General features: G+C 51.3%; 22 protein-coding genes. 7 read left to right on the forward strand and 15 right to left on the reverse strand.

The window, feature by feature from the left end; genetic code table 11:
- Positions 1–11: 11 nt before the first annotated feature.
- From METMI_RS0120125 to METMI_RS0120140, 4 genes are read left to right on the forward strand one after another with little or no spacing between them, the layout of a single operon-like run.
- Complete coding sequence (locus METMI_RS0120125; RefSeq protein WP_029151835.1) at positions 12–470, forward strand: hypothetical protein; 459 nt, start codon at positions 12–14, stop codon at positions 468–470.
- A 23-nt stretch (positions 471–493) separates the two neighbouring features.
- A complete protein-coding gene (locus tag METMI_RS0120130) occupies positions 494–1,114 on the forward strand; it encodes a glutathione S-transferase family protein (protein ID WP_019868107.1) in 621 nt (206 codons plus the stop codon).
- Between the two features lie 45 nt (positions 1,115–1,159).
- The gene (locus METMI_RS0120135; protein WP_019868108.1) at positions 1,160–1,555 is read left to right on the forward strand and encodes a hemerythrin domain-containing protein; all 396 of its coding nucleotides are present in this window, start codon (positions 1,160–1,162) and stop codon (positions 1,553–1,555) included.
- Between the two features lie 12 nt (positions 1,556–1,567).
- Positions 1,568–2,155: an alpha-ketoglutarate-dependent dioxygenase AlkB family protein gene (locus METMI_RS0120140; protein WP_019868109.1), complete on the forward strand. Its 588-nt coding sequence runs from the start codon at positions 1,568–1,570 to the stop codon at positions 2,153–2,155.
- Here METMI_RS0120140 and METMI_RS0120145 read toward each other — a convergent pair.
- The gene (locus METMI_RS0120145) at positions 2,147–2,782 is read right to left on the reverse strand and encodes a class I SAM-dependent DNA methyltransferase (RefSeq protein WP_019868110.1); all 636 of its coding nucleotides are present in this window, start codon (positions 2,780–2,782) and stop codon (positions 2,147–2,149) included. The two genes, METMI_RS0120140 and METMI_RS0120145, sit on opposite strands and share 9 nt — an antisense overlap.
- Before the next feature lie 21 nt (positions 2,783–2,803).
- Positions 2,804–3,355 (reverse strand): flavodoxin, encoded by a 552-nt coding sequence (locus tag METMI_RS0120150; RefSeq protein ID WP_019868111.1) that lies wholly within the window; start codon positions 3,353–3,355, stop codon positions 2,804–2,806.
- Positions 3,356–4,030: 675 nt separating this feature from the next.
- Here METMI_RS0120150 and METMI_RS0120160 point away from each other — a divergent pair.
- Positions 4,031–4,828 carry a symmetrical bis(5'-nucleosyl)-tetraphosphatase gene (locus METMI_RS0120160; RefSeq protein ID WP_019868113.1) on the forward strand — a complete coding sequence of 266 codons (798 nt, stop codon included), beginning with the start codon at positions 4,031–4,033 and terminating at the stop codon, positions 4,826–4,828.
- A gap of 55 nt (positions 4,829–4,883) precedes the next feature.
- Here METMI_RS0120160 and ilvA read toward each other — a convergent pair whose 3' ends face one another.
- Entirely contained in the window at positions 4,884–6,407 is a 1,524-nt protein-coding gene (ilvA, locus tag METMI_RS0120165; RefSeq protein ID WP_019868114.1) for a threonine ammonia-lyase, biosynthetic, read from the reverse strand.
- Positions 6,408–6,487: 80 nt separating this feature from the next.
- Here ilvA and rpiA point away from each other — a divergent pair, with 80 nt between their 5' ends.
- A complete protein-coding gene (gene rpiA, locus METMI_RS0120170; protein ID WP_019868115.1) occupies positions 6,488–7,141 on the forward strand; it encodes a ribose-5-phosphate isomerase RpiA in 654 nt (217 codons plus the stop codon).
- Positions 7,142–7,224: 83 nt separating this feature from the next.
- Here rpiA and gspD read toward each other — a convergent pair whose 3' ends face one another.
- The 11 genes from gspD to gspE all read right to left on the reverse strand — a co-directional run bounded on the left by gspD (position 7,225) and on the right by gspE (position 17,998).
- Positions 7,225–9,399: a type II secretion system secretin GspD gene (gspD, locus tag METMI_RS0120175; RefSeq protein ID WP_051102367.1), complete on the reverse strand. Its 2,175-nt coding sequence runs from the start codon at positions 9,397–9,399 to the stop codon at positions 7,225–7,227.
- Entirely contained in the window at positions 9,392–10,048 is a 657-nt protein-coding gene (locus METMI_RS24775) for a hypothetical protein (RefSeq protein WP_019868117.1), read from the reverse strand. The genes gspD and METMI_RS24775 overlap by 8 nt, the downstream gene beginning before the upstream one ends.
- Positions 10,045–10,635 (reverse strand): type II secretion system protein GspM, encoded by a 591-nt coding sequence (gene gspM, locus METMI_RS0120185; protein WP_019868118.1) that lies wholly within the window; start codon positions 10,633–10,635, stop codon positions 10,045–10,047. The genes METMI_RS24775 and gspM overlap by 4 nt, the downstream gene beginning before the upstream one ends.
- Complete coding sequence (locus METMI_RS0120190) at positions 10,622–11,737, reverse strand: PilN domain-containing protein (protein WP_019868119.1); 1,116 nt, start codon at positions 11,735–11,737, stop codon at positions 10,622–10,624. The genes gspM and METMI_RS0120190 overlap by 14 nt, the downstream gene beginning before the upstream one ends.
- Positions 11,712–12,722 (reverse strand): type II secretion system minor pseudopilin, encoded by a 1,011-nt coding sequence (locus METMI_RS0120195; protein ID WP_019868120.1) that lies wholly within the window; start codon positions 12,720–12,722, stop codon positions 11,712–11,714. The genes METMI_RS0120190 and METMI_RS0120195 overlap by 26 nt, the downstream gene beginning before the upstream one ends.
- Positions 12,719–13,420 (reverse strand): prepilin-type N-terminal cleavage/methylation domain-containing protein, encoded by a 702-nt coding sequence (locus tag METMI_RS0120200; protein ID WP_019868121.1) that lies wholly within the window; start codon positions 13,418–13,420, stop codon positions 12,719–12,721. Before METMI_RS0120200 ends, METMI_RS0120195 begins: the two co-directional genes overlap by 4 nt.
- Positions 13,417–13,824: a type II secretion system protein gene (locus tag METMI_RS0120205; protein WP_019868122.1), complete on the reverse strand. Its 408-nt coding sequence runs from the start codon at positions 13,822–13,824 to the stop codon at positions 13,417–13,419. Before METMI_RS0120205 ends, METMI_RS0120200 begins: the two co-directional genes overlap by 4 nt.
- A gap of 5 nt (positions 13,825–13,829) precedes the next feature.
- The gene (locus METMI_RS0120210) at positions 13,830–14,300 is read right to left on the reverse strand and encodes a GspH/FimT family protein (RefSeq protein WP_040573269.1); all 471 of its coding nucleotides are present in this window, start codon (positions 14,298–14,300) and stop codon (positions 13,830–13,832) included.
- Between the two features lie 138 nt (positions 14,301–14,438).
- Positions 14,439–14,867: a type II secretion system major pseudopilin GspG gene (gspG, locus tag METMI_RS0120215; RefSeq protein WP_019868124.1), complete on the reverse strand. Its 429-nt coding sequence runs from the start codon at positions 14,865–14,867 to the stop codon at positions 14,439–14,441.
- Positions 14,868–15,093: 226 nt separating this feature from the next.
- Positions 15,094–16,311, reverse strand: coding sequence for a type II secretion system F family protein (locus METMI_RS0120220; RefSeq protein ID WP_019868125.1), 1,218 nt, complete (start codon positions 16,309–16,311; stop codon positions 15,094–15,096).
- Between the two features lies 1 nt (position 16,312).
- Positions 16,313–17,998 carry a type II secretion system ATPase GspE gene (gene gspE / locus METMI_RS0120225; RefSeq protein WP_019868126.1) on the reverse strand — a complete coding sequence of 562 codons (1,686 nt, stop codon included), beginning with the start codon at positions 17,996–17,998 and terminating at the stop codon, positions 16,313–16,315.
- Positions 17,999–18,907: 909 nt separating this feature from the next.
- Between gspE and METMI_RS0120235 the strand changes: the two genes are divergently transcribed.
- Positions 18,908–20,158: a hypothetical protein gene (locus METMI_RS0120235; RefSeq protein ID WP_019868128.1), complete on the forward strand. Its 1,251-nt coding sequence runs from the start codon at positions 18,908–18,910 to the stop codon at positions 20,156–20,158.
- 88 nt (positions 20,159–20,246) lie between these two features.
- On the opposite strand, the gene METMI_RS0120240 is transcribed toward METMI_RS0120235, so the two are convergent.
- Positions 20,247–21,803 (reverse strand): fused MFS/spermidine synthase, encoded by a 1,557-nt coding sequence (locus METMI_RS0120240; protein ID WP_019868129.1) that lies wholly within the window; start codon positions 21,801–21,803, stop codon positions 20,247–20,249.
- Positions 21,804–21,973 lie beyond the last annotated feature (170 nt).

The following is a 21,973-nucleotide window of genomic DNA, read 5'->3' on the forward strand; positions in this document are numbered from 1 at the left end:
GACAACCGAATATGAACACACCCATCAACAACGACAGCATCGCCCAATTCCATCGGCATATCGCCGGACAACAACCGCTGTTGAAAAACCGCTACGGGCAATTGCTCGCCCAAGACCTTTCGCGGCAACAATGGGACGGCTGCTTCGAGCGCAATGTGCTGGCGGTTTTAGGGCAGTTTTATGATGAAGCCTTAGTGTATTTAAAAACCCTGCCGTTAGATAGCGCAGCAAGTCCCGTCAACCGGGGCTTGTCGGATTTGACCAAACAGATATTGGCGGCTTTCGATGGCTTTGTTGACGAATTCCTACTGTTTGTCGTGGACAGGCACCGCACTTCCTGCGCCTTGTCCAATTTCCCCGATGAACATAAGCCGGACAAGGCTTATGTCAATGCGGTGAAACATGGCATCGCCGGGTTGTGGCAAAACTTTGCCTTAGCTGCCAATGCGTATGTCCTGGAATGCCAATAACACTAACCCCTTAGGAAAACCGCATGAAATTATATATGACCCCCGGCTCCTGCTCGACCGGCATCCATATTTTATTGGAAGAACTCGACCTGGTGTTTGAAGCGCATCTGGTCAACCTGATGGCTGGCGACCACACCACGCCGGAGTATTTGGCCATCAACCCCAAAGCCACCATCCCGGCATTGGTGCGCAACGACGGCAGCGCATTGACCGAATTCCCGGCCATCGCCTATTGGCTGGCCCGCAGCTATCCCAAGGCTAAGCTGTTGCCTGGCGACCCGGACGGCGACGCACGGGCGATTGAGCTGATGGATTATGTGGTCGGCACAATCCACGGGCAGGGTTTTGCGAGGATATTCACCACCGGCAAATTCACCGTCAATGAATCGGATAATGAGACCGTCAAAGCCCAGGGGCTGGCCATCGTCAACCAGGCCTTTGCCATCGTCAACGCTATGTTGCCGCCGCAAGGCTACGCGCTGGGCGCATTCAGCATCGCCGATGCCGCCTTGTTTTATGTCGAATTTTGGGCGGACAAAACGGGTGTGGCGTTGCCGGAAAACTGCTTGGCACACTACCGCCTGATGCTGACGCGCCCGGTGGTCAGGCGGGTGTTGATGGAAGAAGGTTATCGTGTAAACTGACAGGCTTTTTGTTGGGCACGTTTTTGAATTGAGAAAGGGGCAAAAATGGCATTGCTGGAAAAAACTGGAACGCTGACCGTACCGTATGGGCCGATTGACCAGGATCATGAAGAATTCATCAACCTGCTAAATGCGCTGGACACCGTCACTAACGCGGACTTCCCCGCGCTGTTCCAAGAATTGTACGAGCACACCGAAGCGCATTTTGAACGCGAAAACCAATGGATGGCGCAATCCGCTTTTCCGGCGCTCATTGACCATAAGGGCGAACACCAACGTGTGCTTGGGGAATTCAAGCAGTTCAAGTCGCGGGTTGACAAAGGGCTGGTTGCGTTTGGGCGTTCGTTTGTCAGGGACAGGCTCCCGCAATGGTTTGCACTGCATGTGACGACCATGGACACCGCGCTGGCCATGCACCTTAACCAACAGCCCCCGGTTTGACGGGATTGCCGGATGCCAAGCGGCCCTGAACTTAAGCTGATTGACGGTTTTTACGATGCCGCCGAAAGCGTGCGGCTGTACCAGCAGTTGCTGCACGGACAAGGCTGGCCTGATAACCGTTATGTCGTCGCCGGGCGGCAATTTATCCTGCCCCGGTTACAAACTTGGCACGCCGATCCCGGCATACGCTATAGCTATAGCAACAACCTATTGGAAACCCGCCCGTGGACACCATTGCTATTGGCGATCAGGGCGCGGGTCGAGTCGCACTTGGATTTTTCGTTCAATTCGGTGTTGGTCAATTTATACCGCAACGGCGGGGATCATGTCGGTTGGCATTCGGACAATGAACCGGAGCTAGGCGGGCAACCCTTGATCGCGTCATTGACCTTGGGCGCGGAACGCCCGCTGCAATTCCGGCATAAACAATCAGCCCGGCAAGGGCAAGTCTTATTGCCTAGCGGCAGCTTGCTGGTCATGCAGCCGGATTTCCAACACCATTGGCTGCATAGCGTCCCCCCAGACCCCAACTTGACCGACGGGCGGATCAACCTGACTTTCCGCAACGTCATCCCAGTCAGCCGCCGTTTTTCAGATTGAATTATCCTTGCGCTTGCTGACAATCGCCAACCACGGTTGCCGGTCACGGGGCAAGCCTTCCGGACGGTAATAATGATGCAGGATTTCAAAATTGGCGGCGGCCAAAAAGCGTTCGCTGGTTTCCAGCTCCATATAATTCCCGTAACGCTGGCCTTGCACGGTTTCGCCATCCCCCCTAGGGTTGGAAGTGAACAATATCCCTCCGTTCCGTAAGGCCCGGTGTAATTTACCCAACACCTCCGGTAAGTGCTGGCGGGGCACATGGAACAACGAGGCATTGGCATAAATGCCGTCAAAGGCTTGGCCAGGCAAATCCAGCTCCAAAAAATCCTGCCATAGCACCGGGCAACCCGTCAGGCCCACGGCCATTTGGCAAAATGCGGCGCTGCCATCCAAACCCACCGGACGATGGCCTAAGGCTTTGAAATGCAGCACATCCCTGCCCGGCCCGCAGCCAAAATCCAGGATGTCCAAGACCTTATCTTGCTGGCAAGCCCCCAAAAACGCGGCGATATTTTGCGACACGTCATGGCCTTTAGTCCCTTCCCAAAACAACTGGGCATGGCCGTCATAATGGGCAATGGTTTGCTGCGTGATTTCGTTTAGATTAATGGGAGGGTTAGGCATATAACCTGTTTATTCCTTAGTTCAGGCATGAGCCAGTTTCTCCAACAAACCGGGTTTGACTTGCCCCAGCCAAGTGATGATGCGGTCTTTGGTCATTTCGGGCTGGTTGTGATGATCCAGCACCAAACCCACGAAGCGGTTGTCGATGACCGAATGCGAACGGGTGAAATGGTAACCCTCAGTGCTCCAGTCACCTATCACCTCGGCACCATAAGCCCGCACATATTGGTACAAATGGATCAACGAGCTGGCAAAGCGGTCATAATATTTCTGCTGGTTGCCCAAGCCAAACAGGGCGACGCGCTTTCCTGACAAGTCGGCCTCATCTAGCCGGAACAAAAATTCTTCCCAATTGCCCTCGTCGCTGCCCGTCGTCCTGCCTGGCAATTCACCCACCCCGTAACTGGGCACACCTAATATCAAGGCCTTGTATTGCAACAATCCCGGCACGGTCGCCCGGTTGACATTGACAGGCTCGTCGGCAATCTCATCCCCTAACACCCGGTACATCACTTGGGCCATCGCCGCCGTCATGCCTTTTTCAGTGCCGTAAAATATCCCGATCTTGTCCATAATAAAAATCTCAGTTGATTGATTATTAGGATTATTCAGCAATATTTAAACCAAGACAGTGGCAGGATAAGCGTGGCAGGCTCCATTTCAAATACAATTGGCTTAAGCCATCCGTGTTGGGTCATCTGCCATTAAGTTAATAGATAAATATAAAAATCAAATACTTATAATAACGTAGGTTGGGTTAGCGATAGCGTAACCCAACAATTGCCGCTCGGATGCTGCCGGGTTACGCTATCGCTTTTATGCCCTTTGGGTAAACCCGATCTACCGAAAAATGTTTCACATAAGCCAATCGTAACCAATTGAATATTAAAATACATTCATTAACTTAATGGCAGTGGTGTTGGACCCTTCGGCTTCAGCCAGAAGAGCCTTGCCGAACCATGGGCGGCTTAGACCCCCAGTTTTCCTAGTCATGTTAACGACAATGCGGCCAAAAAGCAGGAGGTTTTATTACAAAATGACAATCCAACCCGCATCATGCCCGACCCATGCCCACTGGAATTATCCGTTTTATTCATGGCCAAGGGTCAATCCGCACAAACTATCAATGACTTGGACATTGATAAAACCACAGGCCGCCAATTTAAGGGCCTATCAGGCATGGCTTTTAGGATATGGCATTAAAATTGATGCCCGTTTAGGTAACCTACATTTGGAAACTAAACCACTATGACCACCTACGCCATCGGCAGTGTAAAAGGCAATTACCAATCCCTCTTAAAATTACTGGAAAAAATCCAGTTTGACCCTGAAAACGACTGTTTATGGTTCACTGGCAATTTAGTCAACGAAGGGGCGGAATCGCTGTCCGTGCTCAGGTTTGTCAAAAGCTTGGGTAAAAAGGCGGTTACGGTGTTGGGCGACCAGGAATTGCATTTATTGGCGGTGGCCGAAGGTTTTGCCCAAGCCAAAGCGGGTGACACGCTGGACGACATCCTTAAGGCACCGGATCGGGACGAGTTGTTAAAGTGGCTGCGCAAACGGGCGTTTATCCATCACGATGCCAAACTCAATTTCACGCTGGTGCATGGGGGCATCCCTGCCGAATGGACGTTTAGCCAGGCCTTGACCTTTGCCTACGAAGTAGAATCGGTGCTATGCCAAGGCAATTACGCGGCTTTACTCGAAAACTTGGTGCAAGACCAATCGCGTTGGCATGCCAAACTCAGGGGCTGGAAGCGCCTACGTTTTATCACCAACGCCTATACCCTGATGAAATATTGCAACGGGCAAGGCAAACTGGACTTCCACACTAGCGGTGCGCTAGGCACACAGGACGAAAGTCTAGTGCCGTGGTACCGCTTGCCCGACCGTATGACCGCCAACTTGAATATCATTTTTGCCGATGACGCTAATTTTGAAGACACCGCCTACCCTGGCATCTACCCCTTGCCCACGCAAGGCGGCTTGTCCGCATTGAAACTGTCGGAAACATTCGAAAAAACCAGCGTGGCCCATATGGCATAGCCCATTGCATACTGGCAGGCACACAGCCCTTCGGCAGGTCATGGATTAGGGAAGACTAACGCATCCCGCCAGAAAACAAGCGGTAAGCCGGATTATCGGTGGCTTCTTGATAAACAAAGCCCAAACCATGCAAACACTGTTCAAATGCCCGTTGTTCTGTTTGGGGCATTTGCAAGCCCATCAGCACCTTACCAAAGGCCGCACCGTGGTTGCGGTAATGGAACAGGCTGATGTTCCAGCGCCCGCCCAATTCCAGCAAAAACTTCAATAACGCACCCGGACGTTCGGGAAATTCGATGCTGTAGATAATTTCGTTGAGTTCACACGGCGCATGTCCGCCAACCATATAGCGGATATGCTCTTTCGCCAAATCATTGGTGGTCATGTCGGTGACGGGGAAACCGTGGGCTTGCAAATGTCCGATGATGGTGGCGCGGTCGGTTTCCAAACCGCTGCTGGAAATGCCGACAAACACTTGCGCCATTGCCGGATCAAAATAGCGGTAATTGAATTCGGTGATGCTGCGCCCGCCCAACAACTTACAAAACGCCAGGAAACTGCCCGGCACTTCGGGGATGCTGACCGCCAACAAAATTTCCCGGTGCTCGCCCACTTGCGCCCGTTCGGCGACATAGCGCAAGCGGTCGAAATTGATGTTCGCGCCGCTATCTATCGCCACCAAGGTTTGCCCGCTGATCTGTCCGCGTTCGACATATTTCTTCAAACCCGCTATCGCCAAGGCGCCGGCGGGTTCGGCTATCGAGCGGGTATCGTCAAAAATGTCCTTGATCGCCGCACAAATTTCATCGGTGCTGACGGTGATGACTTCATCAACGTATTTTTTCGCCAACCGGAAAGGTTCCGCGCCAACTTGTTTGACCGCGACACCATCGGCAAACAAGCCGACTTGTTCCATGACGATGCGCTCACCGGCTTGCAAGGCGCGGTTCAAACAATCGGCGTCATCCGGTTCGACACCGATGATTTTGATGTCGGGGCGAACAAATTTGGCGTAAACGGCGATACCCGCCAGCAAACCGCCGCCGCCAACAGGGACAAAGATCGCATCCAGAGCGGCGGTGTGTTGGCGGAGGATTTCCATCGCCACCGTGCCCTGCCCGGCGATGACATCAGGATCGTCATAAGGGTGGACAAAGACCCGCCGGGTTTCTTCCGCCAATTGCTGGGCATGGGCATACGCTTCGCTGTAGGAATCACCGAACAGCACGATCTCCGCGCCCATGGAGCGTACCGATTTGATTTTAATTTCGGGGGTGGTGGTGGGCATGACGATCAAGGCCTGGATGCCCAAGCGATTTGCCGCCAAGGCCACGCCTTGCGCATGGTTGCCAGCTGAGGCGGCGATAACCCCGTGGTGTTTGGCGTCCGCATCCAGCAGGGACATTTTGTTGTACGCACCGCGCAATTTAAACGAGAACACAGACTGCAAGTCTTCACGTTTTAAATACACACTATTTTGTAGGCGTTCTGACAGGGAGCGGGCGAAATCCAAGGGGGTTTCTATGGCGACATCGTAGACTTTGGCGCGGAGTATTTTTTCTATGTATTTTTGGGGCATGGTTTAAAAATGGGCTGAATAATCCTAAGTTCTGGGGTATTATCGCACACCCCAAACACTTTACAGGAATTAGCACCCTTATGACACAAGATGAATTAAAACAAAAAGTTGCCCATGCCGCCTTACCTTATGTGAAAGATGTCGGCATCATCGGCGTAGGCACAGGCTCCACCATCAAGCACTTCATCAATTACTTGGCCGACATGAAAGGCGAAATTGAAGGCGCGGTATCGAGTTCAGAAGGCACCACCGAACATCTTAAAAAAGTGGGCATCCCTGTTTTAGATTTGAATGCAGTCGGCCCATTACAGGTTTATGTTGACGGGGCCGATGAGATCAACCCGTTGAAACAATTGATTAAAGGCGGCGGCGCGGCGTTGACGCGCGAGAAGATCATTGCCGCCGCCAGCGAAAAATTTGTCTGCATCGCCGATGGTTCCAAACGTGTGGACGTGCTGGGCAAGTTCCCGCTACCCGTGGAAGTGATCCCCATGGCCAGAAGCTATGTCGCCAGGGAATTGGTGAAATTGGGCGGACAACCCGTCTACCGCGAAGGCTGCGTGACTGATAACAGCAACCATATTTTGGACGTGCATGGCCTGAGCATTTCAAACCCAATTGAATTGGAGCGCATCATCAACAACATCACCGGTGTGGTTTGCGTGGGTTTGTTTGCCGTTCGCCCTGCGGATATTGTATTGGTGAGTGACGGCGACAGCATCATTACGTTTTAAAGCGAAAGCGAGCTTGCCTGGATACCCGGCGTTACGAAGCAACAATAAGCCCCGAAGGTTTAGGCCTCCGGGGTTTTTTATTATCAGTGATAAATCCCTGTCAGTTTTCGCCTAAATTCGGTGGAAATCAACCTTGAATCCTGTTTGCTTTTGACGACACGCGGGGTTATCAAGACCACCAATTCCGTCTTGTCCTTATTGTTCTCGGTGCTACCAAATAACGGCCCTACCCACGGCAGGGTATGAAGAAAAGGGATCCCTGATTGGTTATAGGTATTGTCTTCTTTAATTAAACCACCTAAGACAATGGTTTCACCGTCTTGCACCGCCACCGAACTTTCAATCTCTTTTTTGGAAATCGTCGCTGAGTCGATGCCGCTCACCGTCGTTTTCTTAGGATCACTCACCGTTTGCTTAATCTCCATAATCACCATGCCATTGGCATTGACCCGCGGGGTGACTTCCAACTTGACCCCCGTATCCTTATATTGGATCGAATTACTGGAAACCAGCCCGGATGTTGAGGTTGTGCTGACACCTGACAAAGAACTTGATAAAACAGGTATCTGGTCACCCACTTCTATGATGGCTTCCTGGTTGTTCAGCACCATTAGCGAAGGTGAAGAAATGACATTAAGGTTATTTTTGGCGGCCACGGCACTTAATAAGGCATTCACAACGCCTGAATTATAAACCGCACTTAAGCCGCCGCTAGCCACCGCCGCCGCACTTGCGCTGGCAACACTGCCCAGGGTAACGGCATCCTTACTTGAATTGCTCCCGATACTGCTGCCCTGATGGTCCAAAAACCACTGTATCCCGTATTTTAAGTCGTCATTTAACGTTACGGATACAATCGTCGCATCAATCAACACTTGCAACGGCAAAATATCCAGTTGCTTGATGACAGGCAATATCACTTCATATTCGCGTGGCGTGGCGACAATAATCAAGGCGTTATTGGCCTTATCGGAGATAATCCTGACATCATCGACATTGGCGACGGTGGCCGTACCTGTACTGCCGGAACCTCGGCTACTACCGCCCGTTTTGCTGGATTTTTTTTTGCTACTGGAAGCAGCCGTTTTCGTATCTTGATTATTCGTATCAGAACTTTTATTGGTCATTTCAGTGGCTTTTTGTCCAGGCGCCACTTTTGCGGAACGGTCTTGTTTTTGTGCGCCCGTGAAAATTTCGTTCAAGGTGTCCGCCAATTCTTCGGCGTCGGCATGTTGCACCTTATAGACATTGACACCGCCACCACTGGCGGTATTGGTCTTATCCAGACGCAACACCCAATTTTCAATATCCCGCAAATAACGGGCCTGATGGGTGATCGCCATCACCGCGTTCATGCGTTCGATAGGGATAAAACGGAAAAACTCGGAATCTTCGGCTTTGCCGCTACCGATAAAAACCTCTTCCAATTCCTTGATGACCGCCTCAGGGTCGCTATGCACTAACGGGAACAGGCCGAACGAACGCCCCCTCAACACATCAATATCGAAAGTGCCGACCATTTCCATAACCCGCGACATTTCATCCGGCGTACCCGATGCCACGATAATATTGCGGGTGGGGTCCACATTTAAAATGGTTTTCTCTTGGACTAGCGGCTTAATGACTTCAGCAATATCATCAACCGCGACATTCCTGACCGGGATGACACGGGTCTGGTAACCATCCCTGCCGCCGCCCGTTGACAAATCCGAGGTGTATAGGGCATCGGCGGCGGGCTCTATATGGTAGATATTGCCATCCTTGACCAGCGCGGCGTTGTTCATGCGCAAGACCATCTCCAATGTCGGCAACAATTCTGCTTTGGTGAGCGGATGGGTAGTCTGCAAAGTGACTTTACCAACAACCTTAGGGCTAAGGACGTAATTGACCCCCAAGCTATCGCTTAAGATCGCCTTGGCAACTTCCCCAAGATCGGCATCATCAAAATTCAGGTCGTATGTCCCTTGTTTTTCTGCGCCCGTGGCGTTTCCCTGCCAGCTTGTTGTCCCTGTTTGGGGGGCGCCAATATAACGGTCGGTACCCGGATAAATTTGGGCTTTCGGACGGACGGTGTCGCTGGCCGGTTTATTTTGCAGCACCTTAAAAACCTCGGCGTCTTTGGCATTTGCCGGTTGCTGCGCCGTAGGGTTCAAAGGCAGGAGCTTGGTCGATTTAGGGGCAAGCAACTCACAACTGCTCAACGACAAGCCCATCGCAATAAGGCACGATGCAACCGTTATTTTTTTTGCATTATTCATTTTCAGTGTTCTCAATAAGGTCTTCTGGCGATTCAGGTTCTTGCATAAGATCTTCCGGCTCTTCTTCCGGAGCGGGAGGTGGCGCACCTTCGGGTTGTTCGCCTGGCTCTGGCGGCGTTGGATTGCCGGGTTTAGGAGGCAATTGTTTCGGCTTAGGCTTACGTAAAAGCAATTCTTTCTGTTCGCCGTCCTGGGTGAATATCACACGGTCTTTTTTGATTTCCGCGAGCGTCCAGCCATCAAGCAAAGTGCCGACCGTGATCCGGCGGTAATTCTCTTTCCGCGTTTTTAAAGGGGTGGTATGGGTCAACAATGCCGAAGGGCCTTTTTTTGAGGTGTAGACACCGTTCAGTAACCAATCGAATTTCACCTCTACGTCAGTGGATTTGACCGTGTCGGGCGGCGGTTCATTGACCGGTTTCCTGCCTTCTATGAACAAGGGCCGGTTGACCAAATCCGCATAGCTGCCTTCGTCATGTTCCGTGAGGTTGATGCCCGGCATTTCATCGGGCAACGCTTTTTTATCAATGGGTAGCTGGGTATCCAATAATTGCTGTTGGCCCAGCTTGGCATAAAACCATTCGCCCAGGATAACCAACAATAATGCGCCGCAGGTTGCGCCCAACACCTTCACCAGTTTATTGTTCATTCGGGCTGTTTTCTCATAAAGCTGACGGCTTGAAAATTAACATTCAGGTCATTACTCATTTCAATTTTATGGGTGACCATGCTCCGGCGTCCACGCATGGGCCTTATGTCGATCTGGTCGATAATGATTAAGGGCGTCGAAGTTTCAATTTTATACAACACCGCCCGCAACACTTCGCTGTTACCCGTCATCCTGACCCTGACGGTAATACGGCTGAAACCGTCTTTGACGCTGACCGGGATCGCCTGGGTGCTGCTTAACTGCCCGCCTGCGTCAACGATGGTCTTTTTGATGAAGTTCTGCATTTCCGCCGAAGCCAAGGCATCCGTTTGCTGGCTGTTGAAATAACCTTGTTCGTCATGCTGCGCCTGGATTTTGTCCATACTGGCGACCACCGCATCTTTTTTAGCCAAAATCCGTTGGTATTGTTGGAGCTTGAACAACAAGCCCGATTTCTTCTCATTCAACTCCAGGCTTTTGCTGACCACCGGGGCGATGACCACCATGCCGACCAGCAGCACGACAACCACCAGCAAACCAACGGCAAGCCACCGTTCGGTATTGACGGGCTGTTTAAGGATTTTCATCGGTAGCTCCTCCGGCCTGGGTGACATCAGTCGTGATCTGGAAGCGTTCCAGCTTGCTGACCGTGTTTTGCGTCACGGGCGAGACAAAACGGGCGTTGTTGAACAAGTCCGATGTTTCCAAAACCCCAATCAGGGTCGATGCCGCAGGCGACTCCCCTTGGATTTGCAGATGCCCGTCCGAATACTGCAAATAAGCCAGGGACGTGTCATCCTTAATCAGGCGGCTCAGTTCATTGAGCATCATCACCACGGCCGGACGGGCCCGCTTCTCATCCAACAATTTTTGGGTTTCATTGATCACCGCATCGACTTCCTGCTGCAATGCCTTAATTTTTTTGGCATCCTTTTCGATGGCCTTGACTTTTTCAGCCAGCGCATCGACCGTTTGGTATTGCATGGTGACCGGCAAGACCAATGTCGCCAGCAACAACAATAGGGTGCTGGCCAGTAAAGCCGAATGGATTAAACGGGGGGTGGTGGCGGATTTCTGCCGGAACCGCTCCGGCAACAAGTTGTAGGCTCCATAACCGTCATCCAGCGCATTAGGGAAGCCTTGGTAATCAGCAAACAGCGGTGATATGCCCATCATATTGAGGTCTTCGCAAAGGCCGTCAAGGAGTTCACGGGGGGTAAGGATCAGCACCACCTTAATTTGCCCCGGTTCATTGCCACCCTCAAGCAGTTTTGCGGCAAAATAGGCTTGGCCGGCCTTAAACGGCGTGTAACGGTCAAGTTCGTAAGCGACGACTTGTTGCAGGTTTTCTTTGGCCGCCGCGGGTAAGGTCAATTCCCTATGGATGGCGTCCTGCCCGGTCAAACGGATTATCACACTGGCTTTGGCGAATTTTTCGTCGCTATCCTGCAAGGCTTTAAACTGGGCGATGCCGGCCTCATTACGCTCCAGCCTGGCTAACGGCTGGACTTGCCCATCCAATCCGTAAGCCAATGCCAAGTACGCAGGTTCAGGGCTGATGATAATAAAACCTTGCCGGTCATTGACCAGTTGCTTAATTTTTTCGGGGATCAGAAAATCCAGTTCCCGCCGCCACCAGCGCAGGAAGCGTTTAAAATCCATATCAATGGTTGAATTCAGATTCAGCATATTCTCTTATGACTAATTCACTTGCGGCATCGGCAAATAAGGATTCGTTGGTTGCCATCAGGTTTTGCCATTTTAAAACCTGAAAGGGTTTGTCTTGCTCACCGCCCGCTTTAATGACGGCGCTGATAACCGCCTTAGCGTCATCGTCCATGCGTGCCTCACAGAGGATAGTCAACACTTCACTATCAGCCATCGGCGCATTTTTGGCATCGGCAACAGGGGAAGCCGGTATCGGCAGGCCGTTCAAGATGCTGTCACGGCGGTTACGGATATAGTCCTCCACCATAGCCAGATCGGCATCGGGTAACACGGACAAGACGGCTTTGCTGGCCAATTGGGCATTGACTTGCGCCTGCCCGGAATAGACCGTGATTAAGGGTAGCAGCCACTGGTAAGTCGCTTCATCCATCCCCAACACCAACCGCAATTCCTCAATGGCTTGGAAAGGCTTATTGCTAGGCTGGTAACTCAAATTGGCGTCCTGGTATTCCTTGCTTTCAGCCCCGTCAATATGCACCAGGTCATCTTTATCCCGCCAATCCAATATGGCCGCAACCAAGCGTCCCCGTTGCTTTTCATCATCAGCCAGCGGCGATTGCAGGAACAGGCTTTCCAATAACTTTTGCTCGGCTTTGTTGATGTCTATCTTGCCGGTTTCCGCCAACATTTTAATGCGGATTTGCCCGCCCGTTCCGCCTGTCCCGGTAAACGCATCTTCGGTATTAATCTGATAAATGCTGCCATCGGTGAGCCAGCGCTTGCCTTGTTCGGGAAGCAACAACATGGTTTCCGCAATGGCGATACCGGATTCCGCCAGTGCGGTGGCTTTGGCGGTATTTTTGATCCCCGCCACCAGCGTCGCTTCCCGCCGCATGCTCAGGGCAAAACTGCCTGCCATAATGGTCAACAGGCTCAACACCCACAACACCAGCACTAAGGCAAAGCCACGTTGGCAATGCCTGGCGGTTAACGGGAAACGGCTCATTGTTCCGCTTCTTCCGGCCCTGGCTCCGGCTGGTTTTCTTCATTTTGCATAGCCCCTGAGGTCACGTCCGCATCAATTTGCGAACTGGCGACTTTCAGTTCGACCACCATATCCGGCCAATAGATCGCATTTTCCAATTCAATGCTAATTTTAACCAGTTGCGGCTGGGATTCCCGTTGTAACCATTGGGCCTGCCAACTGGATTCGCCCGTATTTTCATCCATACCAAAATAAGCCAGGGACACCTTGCGGACGTGCTTGACCAAAACAATTTCTTCTTTAGGCAGCTCTTGCCCTTCGGGGCTTGGCAAAAATGGTGTCAGGCTCACATTGATGACATTGCCTTCTTCCTGCTCCTGCAAATGCAATGCAAACAGCTGCGCCCCCGCCTTACCGACACTGGCAGGAAAATCGCCGACAAATTGCAAGGATTGGGCATCGCCCTGGAACGCCAAGGTCCTTTGTTCCTTGACGCTGAAATCATCCCATAAGGGTTTGGCCGCAGCTAAGTGCTGCTGGAAAAAATGGTAAACCACCGCCACTTCGTTGACTTCGGCCATTTTGCTTTCGCCTTTTTCCCAGCTTTGTGCACAGATTTTTAGGCTCGCAAACAGCAACACCACCATAATGCTCAACAGCGTCATGGCAATCAGGACTTCCATCAGGGTAAAGCCTAGCGCCGTTTTAATACGCTTCACGACGCCACTGCCTTATTACGCACTTTTAACGTGGTCAATTCGAGCTGCCTGCCGTTGCCGCCATCCTCATCGTCCCAACTGATGACCACATCAACCTTAAACAGCTCGGTTTTGATCAGGCTGACATCGACGTCGTCAGGGCTAAAACGGTAGGGGGCGACAACGACACGCCAGGCATATTTGTCATTATCCCGGCCAGACACTTCCCCGGCTTGTAGCGGCGTTTCCACGCCCGCCCTAACCATCAGGGATTCGCCTAATTGCACCGCGACCGTGTAGTCTTCCGCAACGGCCGCCGTGTTGACGCCCGCCGAGAAAATTTTTAACAAAATCCCCAATGAAATGGCCAAAATTGAAAAGGCGATCAGGATTTCCAATAAGGAAAAGCCGTGTTGTTTATCCATGCCGGTTAACCTTGGCCGTCATCTAAGGTGTCCTTGAGTTCAGCCGCCCCGGTCAGCCAATTGATGTCGATTTGCCATTTCGCGGTTTCCCGCTCCAGCGTCACGCGCCCGCCAGTCGACGACCCATCGGCAAAGAAGCGGATGCTGCCCTGCCCTTGCCCGGTCAATTCGCTTTGGGCGGTGACCACCGTCAGGCTAATGGCTTGCGGAATGCCGTACACCTTGTCCCTGTGGCTGACCGTATAGCTATTGTTTTCCAGATCAAAATCGACGGTGGTTTGCTCGTGGTTCATCAGGGCTTCGCCTCTGGCAAACCGCAAAGCCGAGACAATATCACGGGCCGCCGCCTTGATTTCGGCGGTGTCGTGTCCGGAAGACATGCTAATGCCTATCGCAGCGAACCCTAAGATCACAATCACCAGGACAACAATCAGTTCAATGAGCGTGAAGCCTTTAGATTTGCCTAATTTAGGCAAGCAAACGGGGAATGCCCTTATTCCCGATTGTACCGGGGGATGGGACTTATCGCCCCGTCCGTTACATTTTGCCGCGTTCATCAGCATCTGAAACATTACGGAACGGGTGATATGGCCATACTAAAATAATGCCCGGCATTATTCCCAACTGACCAAATCCTGGTCTTCGCCTTCACCACCTTCCTTGCCGTCAGCGCCATAAGAGTACAAATCAAATTTGCCGTGTTCGCCAGGGGCTGCGTAATGGTATTCGTTTTGCCAAGGGTCTAAGGGGATTTTGTTTTTTTGCAGATAAGGCCCGTTCCAGCGTTTGGCGCTGTCGGGGGATTCGATCAGGGCTTTCAAGCCTTCTTCGGTGGTGGGGTAATGGCCTAAATCCAATTTGTACATGTCCAATGTTGCGGACAAATCTTCAATCTGCACCTTAGCGGCCTTGGTTTTGGATTCGCCCATGTGCTTCATGACTTGCGGGCCGACAATGCCCGCCAACATGGCGATAATGCCCAACACCACCAACAGCTCTAGCAAAGTGAAGCCGGATTGGGACTGGATTTTGGTTTTATTCATGATGTGTTCCTGTGATGTGTTGATATTGTTTTATTGTCCACGACTCGTAGAGTTGTAAGTCGGGTTAGTAAAAATGTCGGGTTACGCTATCGCTAACCCGACCTACGAATTCACAACGTATTGTTTCGTTTAAATTAAACCCTTAACTGTGGGCAGTGACGCAGCGCGTGGGAACGAGCAATTTTCTTCCGTTTTTCGTGCCTTTCGTGCATTTCGTGGACAAATACTAAAACGCCAAATCATTGACGCTTAAAATCGCCAGCAAGATGGAGACGATAATCCCCGCAATCATCAATCCTAAGGTGATAATCAGGGCCGGTTCCAATAACGCCAACATCCGCTGGATAGCGACGCGCAACTGTTTGTCGTAAATCGTCGCCACGCGCAGCAGCATTTCTTCCAAACGTCCGGTTTCTTCGCCCATCTTGACCATTTGCATCGCCATTTTCGGGAAAATGGCTTTTTCCAGCAAAGCATCGGACAAATGCTTGCCCTGTTTCAATTGTTCTTCGGTTTCACCAATCGCGGCCGCAATGACCAGATTGTCAACCGTTTCCCTAACAATCACCATGGCCGCGATGATGGAAACCCCGTTGCCCAGTAAAGTTCCCAAGGTGCGGCTGATATTGGCGGTTTCCTTATTCAACAGCACCTCACCAAACAACGGTAATTTCAGAAACCGCCCGTCCCAGACCTTCTTGCGCACGGGATCCGCCATTTGGAATTTCATGTAACTGGACACGCCAAAAAATATCCCCAGCAAAGCCCACCAGTAACTTTGCAGCCATTCTGCCATACCGACGACAATTTGTGTCGATACCGGCAGGTCTTTGCCCGCACTTTCAAACATTTCAGTGAATTGCGGCACCACAAAGGTCAGCATGATGAACACCGAAGCCAACGACATCACCAGCAAAATCGCCGGGTAAATCAACGCCGTGCTGACCGTGTCCTTCAATTCTTGCGAACTTTCCAGATATTCGCCCAAACGGTTCAGGACTTCGCCCAAACCGCCGCCCGCTTCACCCGCACGGATCATATTGAGGTAAAACTTGCTAAAAATCCCCGCCTGCATTTCCAAGGCATCCGCCAAGGAGGTGCCGCCCTTGACTTTTTCCAGCACTTTCGAAATCAGCTTGGTGAGCCGTTCATTGTCTTCGGTCAAATCCATCAGGACAATCAGTGACTTGTCTATAGGCAGGCCCGATTCCAGCAAGGTCGCCAATTCCCCGGTGAACAGCAGGATGTCTTTTTGCGAGAGTTTGTTTTGTTTAGCACCTAAACCAAAACCCAAAAACGAGCGCGAACTGGCGGTGCTGACTTTGATGGGGATATAATTTTCCGCTTGCAGGGCGGCGATCAACTGCGCCTCATCGGGTGCGTCACGCAAACCTTCCTCGGTTTCGCCCAGGGCGTTGATGGCTTTGTAAGTGAATAACGGCATCTTAAGCTTCCGATGTCACGCGCATGACCTCTTCCAAGGTCGTCACGCCTTGCACCACCTTATCCAAGCCATTTTCATACAAAGTCTGCATCCCTTCGGCGACCGCCAGTTTTTGGATCGCGCCCGCTTCCTCACGCGCCAGGATGAGTTTACGGACAGGGTCGGTCATGGGCAGGAATTCGATGATCGCCATCCGTCCGCGATAGCCCATGCCGTTGCAAGCCGGGCAACCCACGGGTTTGTACAAAACAATCTCGCCTTCCGGCGCGAAACGGCGCAAACGTAATTCATCGACCAATTCCGGCGGCGGCACAAATGGTGCTTTGCAATGGACGCATAGCTTCCTGACCAGACGTTGGGCCAGGATGCCGTTGACGGTGGAGGTGAGCAAATATTCTTCCAGCCCCATGTCCTGCAAACGGGTGACACCGCCAGCGGCGTCGTTGGTATGCAAGGTGGACAACACCAAATGGCCGGTCAACGCCGATTGCACGGCGATGCGGGCGGTTTCCAAATCGCGCATTTCGCCGATCATGATCACGTCAGGGTCTTGGCGGACGATGGAGCGCAAGGCCGAAGCAAAGGTCAGGCCGATTTGTGGCTTGGCCTGGATTTGGTTGATGCCTTCCATTTGGTATTCGACCGGGTCTTCAACGGTAATGATTTTCCGGGCGGAGGTGTTGAGCTGTTTCAAGGCCGCGTACATGGTCGTGGATTTACCGCTACCGGTAGGGCCAGTGATGAGGATAATACCGTGCGGCAAGGCCAGCACATCCAAAAACCGTTGCAGATGGATGCCCGCAAACCCCAAGGCCTGGAAATCCAGCACGGTGTTTTCTTTATCTAATAACCGGATAACGACGCTTTCGCCGTACATGGTCGGGATGGTGGACACCCGCAAATCCAATTCCTTGCCCAGCATCTGCACTTTGATACGCCCGTCTTGCGGCAGACGGCGTTCGGCGATGTTCAATTTCGCCATGATCTTGATGCGCGAAATCACCGCCGCCGTGGATTTGACAGGCGGCGCCTCAATTTCTTGCAATACGCCGTCGACACGCAACCTAACTTTCAAGGTCTGTTCAAAGGGTTCGATGTGGATGTCCGAGGCTTTGGTCTCTATCGCCCGCTGCATAATCAAATTCACCATTCTGATGACGGGCGCCTCGCTGGCCAAGTCTTTCAGATGCTCCAAATCCTCTTCGCCAATGTCTTCCATGGTCAGGCCATCGACGATTTTGTCCATTTGCGAACGGCCTTCGCCATACTGCACTTCCAGCGCGGTATCAATTTCCGATAGCAAACCCACCTTGACATGGATGTTTTTGCCCGTCGCCAATTTCAAGGCATCAATGACAAACTGGTCTTCGGGGTCCATCATCGTGACCGTGACATCATGCTCATCCTGATGCAAGCCAATCACATGGAATTGTTTAAGGAAACGTAAGGACACGCTGTCCGGCAATTGCATTTCCATAGGGTATTGGTCGGGGACGATTTTTTCAAACTGGCCGGATTCGACAAAGGCGTCGGCGACATCCGCTTCCGAACATAAACCCAATTTCACCAGCAATTGCGGAAGGCTGTCGCCCATCGAGCTTTTTTTAACCCGTTCAACTTTTTTCAATTCCGAAGCCGAAAGCTTGCCTTTCGTTTGGAGCGCATGCAGCAGTGATTCGTAGGCCATTAGTCGATGTTGATGGGTTGTAAAAATAGTGGCGAAGTTAAGCGGGTAGGCAAGCCGGGCATTTTATCATAACAGTTTTATAAAAATGCCGTGCAAGTCGTCATTGCCCTGGCCATGGGATTTAGTTTTTGTTTTTGCTTTTTTGCGAAGCGATGCCTTTAAAGCCATTGACTGATGGTGATGTTGCTAAAAAACACCAGGTAGCCGATAAAAAACCATGAAGGAATAATAAGCCATAACATTACCCACGGACAACCTGCCTATTGCCGGCATCCATTACCTGGTCTATGCAGTAAGAAACTACGCCCATAAGGTGCGGATACCCTAACAATGCTCATAAGCGATGGAGACTGTGAAAGAATTATTTTATGTCCACGAAAATCACGAAAAAACACGAAAGTGTAAAACCAGATTAAATATAACTTATTGAAAGTTATTATTTAATTGTTTCGTGTTTTTCGTGTTTTTTGTGGAGAATCATTAATTCTTAGAGCATTTTGCAATACTTTCACAGTCTCGATGCCGAATACCCTGCAAAAAAGGTAGTACCCGGCAAAAATTGTTCCTGGAGCCTAAAAGCCAAGCTACCAACAATTTGCCAACAAACCTTTAAGCTAATGATAACCTTTAATTTTTTTCATTTTTTATTGTGGCATGTAATTAGCTTATGTTGTTATCAAGACGCTTACCCCAAGTGTTTTAGTCCCACCATCATTATTGGCACACCTTCCCGGCCTATCGGTTCATCACCCAATATCCGGCAGCTGAGTTCAAGGCCAATAACGAATTTTTGGGCGACTAGTTTTACCTTTTATTCTTAGCCATACAGAAAATCAGAAAAAATTAGTTTTCCCACAAAATGGCCCGGAACGCCTCCGGGCAGATTTTTATAACCACGAGGATAATATAATGAATAAACCTAAGCTACTCGCCCTAACAGCAGCTATCGCATTATTGATAGCCCCAACCATTGCCCCCACCACAGGTTGGTGGGCAAATCTAGGCAGCGTCGCCTTTGCAACAACCAATGATACCGATACTGACAGCGACAATGATGGCATCACCAACGCCAAGGACAAGGACGATGACAATGACCTTATCTTGGATGCCGAAGATACTGACGACGACAATGATGGGATCCCCGATATAAAAGACCTGGACGATGATAACGATGGCATCGCGGACAAAACCGACAGCCAAGACAATGACGGCGATAATGACGGCATCTCCGACCAAAATGATATTGATGATGACAATGATGGCGTCGCTGACACCGCCGATGCTGACGATGACAATGACGGCATCGCCGATGAATCCGATACCGATGGCGACAACGACGGCATACCCAACAATCTTGACAAAGACGATGATGGTGATGGCCTTTCTGATGTCAATGAAAAACTGGACGGCACCGACGATGACAGCGACGGCATTGCTGACGCCAAAGATAAAGACGATGACAACGACGGCATTTTGGACGTTAACGACAAAGACGATGACAACGACGGCGTTTTGGACGTTAATGACAAAGACGATGACAATGATGGCATTACCGACGCCAAAGATAATGACGATGACAATGACGGTGTCGCTGACAAAAACGACGAAGCCGGCAATGACGATGACAACGATGGCAAGGTCGACGATGTCGATACCGACGATGATAATGACGGCATCCTAGATGTAAACGATACTGACGATGACAATGATGGTATCCCCGATGTCAAAGACTTGGACGAAAACGATGACGATGAGGACGGTATTTTAGATAGCAAGGATACCGACGATGACAACGATGGCGTTGCCGATGTTGACGACAAAGACGATGACAACGACGGTGTCGCCGATGCCAACGATAAAGACGACGATAACGATGGTGTTGCCGATGCCAACGACAACGACGACGACAACGATTCAATCATGGATAGCGTCGATGAAAACACTGCCAATGATTCGGATAATGACGGTGTTGTTGATGATGTTGACAATGACAACGACAATGACGGTGTCAACGATGATGCCGACACCGATGACGATAACGACGGTGTCGATAACGAAACCGACAACGATATGGACAACGACGGTATTGATGATGGCCATGACAGTGATGAAGGCAACGACGGCGTTGATGATGCCGAAGAAAACGATGAGGACAAATAACCCGTAAGATGGGTTTACGTCAGTAATCCGCCTTAGCGCATTAAGGTGCGCTAAGGCATTATTCTATATTTTTTTCAATTAAAACCAATCACCTAACCAACAACTCCGGCCCAAACCAATCCACAATCACATGCCGATAATGTTCGGCTTTGGCGGTTTGTAAGTGTTCCAGCGGGTTGAGGTTGTCGGTCAGTAAGACGCCATTGCGGTTGTCCACCGGGAACAACCGCTCTTTCAGCCACGCGGATTGGCTGCCCAGCAAAGTTTTCGCCTCCAAATCTATCGGCTGTTTTTTGGTCGCCAGGAAAATGAAATCATTGAAATCGCGGCCGGGTTCGGAGATGAACACGGATTGTTGCGGGAACACTTCGGCTAGGGTTTTGGACACGGCGGCTAAGGCGTTGGCGTGTTCGCCTTGGGCGAAAGCGACAAAATTCAACGCAAGTATGCCCTGTTCGGAAAGCAAGCCGTGCAATTGCGCTAGGGTTTCCACGGTCAATAAGTGCGACGGTTCGGAACCGCCCGTGAAACAATCGTGGATAATCAGGTCATAAGGCCCGGTCAAGTGGCGGATTTCATAACGCGCGTCGCCAATGATGGCCTTGCCAGTGGGCTGGTAAGCAAAATAATCGACGGCGGCTTGGGCGACGGCAGGGTCGATTTCCAAAGTGTCTGTGACGATGTTATAGCGGTCATGCAGGACTTTTGCCATGTGCCCCGCCCCTAGGCCGATGATCAGGGCGCGGTGCATTTTTTGCGGGGCCAGGGCGGGGATCAAACCCACTATATCCTGATAACTTAAGCGGCTTTGTCCGTCGCTGATGCTGGACGCGCCGATGGTTGACGCGTCAGAAGTCAGCAAACGCAAGTCACGGGCTTTTTGGTCAATGACGCGCACCCAACCATAGAGGCTTTCGCGTTCGGATTGGATCTGGAATTGGCTGCCCCCCGTATAGCGGTGCCCTGCCCCGACAATTTTGGGCAACAAGGCCAGGCCAATGACGGCGATCACGAGGCTAGGCAGGATGGCGACGGAGACTTTGAGTTTTTTTTGCTCATAAACGGCGATGGCGACCGCCAGGACCAGCAATATGATCCCGGTGCCAATCAAGATTTGCCGTGAACCCAGCAAGGGGAACAGGAAGAAGCCCAGCACCAAGGTGCCGACCACGCTGCCGACGGTGCTGACGGCGTAAATCGACCCCGCGCTATTGCCCACGCCTTCAAGCTGTGAAGTTGCAAGCTTAATCGCAAAAGGCCCGACCATGCCAAGCAAGGTCAAACTAGGCGAAAACAGAACCAACGCGCTGACAAACGCCCCGCCACGAAGCCCTAGCGGGTCGGTGGCCAACAAGACCGTACGGGTCAACAACGGGATCAACAAAGTGAAAATACCAGCCAAGGCGATGATCAGCGATAGGCCTGTGCGTTTTGAGGTGTCCGCCCAGCGTCCGCCGACAAAATAGCCGATGGCCAGGGCAATCATGGTCACGGCAATCAGCGACGACCAAACGTAAAGGCTGGCCCCGTAAAACGGGGCGATCATACGGGTTCCTAGCAGTTCGATCACCATCACGGAGGCTCCCGTGGTGAAGACGGTCAGGAAAAGTCCGGTGCGGTGGAAAAGTTGGGCGCTGTCATTCATGTCTTTGTATTATTGTTTTTATCTGAAAAATTAAATAATTAGGTAGGTCGGGTTAGCGATAGCGTAACCCGACAGCATCCGAACGGCAATCGTTGGGTTACGCTATTGCTACCAACAGTAGGCGCATTAGGCGACCCAATCTACATAATTGCATAACATCATGATTTTAT

This window comes from Methylovulum miyakonense HT12, assembly GCF_000384075.1.
Taxonomy (GTDB): domain Bacteria; phylum Pseudomonadota; class Gammaproteobacteria; order Methylococcales; family Methylomonadaceae; genus Methylovulum; species Methylovulum miyakonense.